This window comes from Pseudostreptobacillus hongkongensis, assembly GCF_001559795.1.
Classification (GTDB): domain Bacteria; phylum Fusobacteriota; class Fusobacteriia; order Fusobacteriales; family Leptotrichiaceae; genus Pseudostreptobacillus; species Pseudostreptobacillus hongkongensis.
Map to the genome: position 1 here is coordinate 1 of NZ_LOHY01000146.1, position 1,342 is coordinate 1,342.

A 1,342-nucleotide genomic window follows, 5' to 3' on the forward strand; every position below is an offset into this window, starting at 1 on the left:
AGAAAAATAAATAGATGTATACTGAAATCCTCTATCTGATTGTAATATACTACCTTTTAAATCATATTTACTAACTAAATTATTAAAATCTTTAAATACAAGTTCTAAATCATTTCTATCTGATATTGAATAAGTTAATATATTCTTTGTATGTATATCTATTACTCCACTTAAATAAAGTTTTCCACCTTTATACTTTATCTATGTTATATCTGTAGATAATTTTTCTTTAGGTAAAATTGTACTAAAATCTCTATTTAATATATTTTCTTTCAATTCTTGTTCTTTCTTAGCTTTTCTTTTAACTTTTTTAGGTCTTATTACTGAAAGTAAATTATTTTCTCTCATTATTCTATATATTCTATTTTTTGAATAATTAGTTTTAAGTTCTTTATTAATAGAAAATCTCATTCTATTATATCCATAAGTTCCTTTATATTTAGTGTATAATTTAATAATTAACTTAATTAATATTTCTTCTTCAATCTTTCTTTTAGTTTTCTTGTCTTTATTATCAAGCCAATTGTAATATGAAGATTTAGCTATACCTAATATTTTCAATAGTTCTAAAACACTATATTTATCAGATAATTCTAGTATTGTTTTATATGAGGCTATTCTATCTATTTTTTTAATAGAGAATTTAATATTTGATCTTTTTTTTTAAGAATTTCAAGTTCCATTTCTTTATATTTTAACTGTTTTTGTAGAGCTTCTATTACTAAATCTTTATCAATTTCATTATTCTTTTTGTTAAGGTAATTACTATTGTTCTTCTTTAAGTAAGTATTTACCCAACTATATACTTGAGAATAACTTAAAAAATATCTTTGTGCAATTAATCCATAGTCTTTATTATTATCTAAACATTCATTTATTATCATTAATTTAGTTTTTTTATCAACTTTTCTATATTTCATATTATATACCTCTGATTTTGGCTCATATGCCTTTATTTCTTTGCCATTAGTATAACATGAAATTATATTATTTACTACTGTAGAACTTGTATTATATTTGATGATTAAATTTTCAATACTTTCACCTTCTAAATATTTTGAAAGTATTTCTTTTTTTAATTCTATTGAATATATTCTATTAGTTGAACTAGTTTTTAATCCATCTATTCCATGTATTTTATATTTTTTAATTAATCGTGTTATTGAGTGTGGTTTATACCCATATTCTAAAGATGCCCTACTACGCCCATATTTAATAGCATATTCAATCATTTCAACTTTCTTTTCTAATGTTAATTTTGATTTTCTTCCCATAAAAAAACATATACCTCCAAACTTTCTAGTAATTTTAAATTTTACTGTCCAGTTTTTTGGTATATGTT

General features: G+C 21.1%; 3 protein-coding genes. All 3 read right to left on the reverse strand.

Going from position 1 to position 1,342, the window contains the following annotated elements; translation table 11 throughout:
• Nucleotides 1–201 (reverse strand): DDE-type integrase/transposase/recombinase (locus AYC59_RS08340; protein ID WP_369323998.1); only part of this gene is annotated, 201 nt, incomplete at its 3' end.
• Nucleotides 202–561 (reverse strand): IS3 family transposase, encoded by a 360-nt coding sequence (locus tag AYC59_RS06995; RefSeq protein WP_066896853.1) that lies wholly within the window; start codon nucleotides 559–561, stop codon nucleotides 202–204.
• Nucleotides 562–623: 62 nt separating this feature from the next.
• Nucleotides 624–1,342 (reverse strand): helix-turn-helix domain-containing protein (locus AYC59_RS07000; RefSeq protein ID WP_211260040.1); only part of this gene is annotated, 719 nt, incomplete at its 5' end.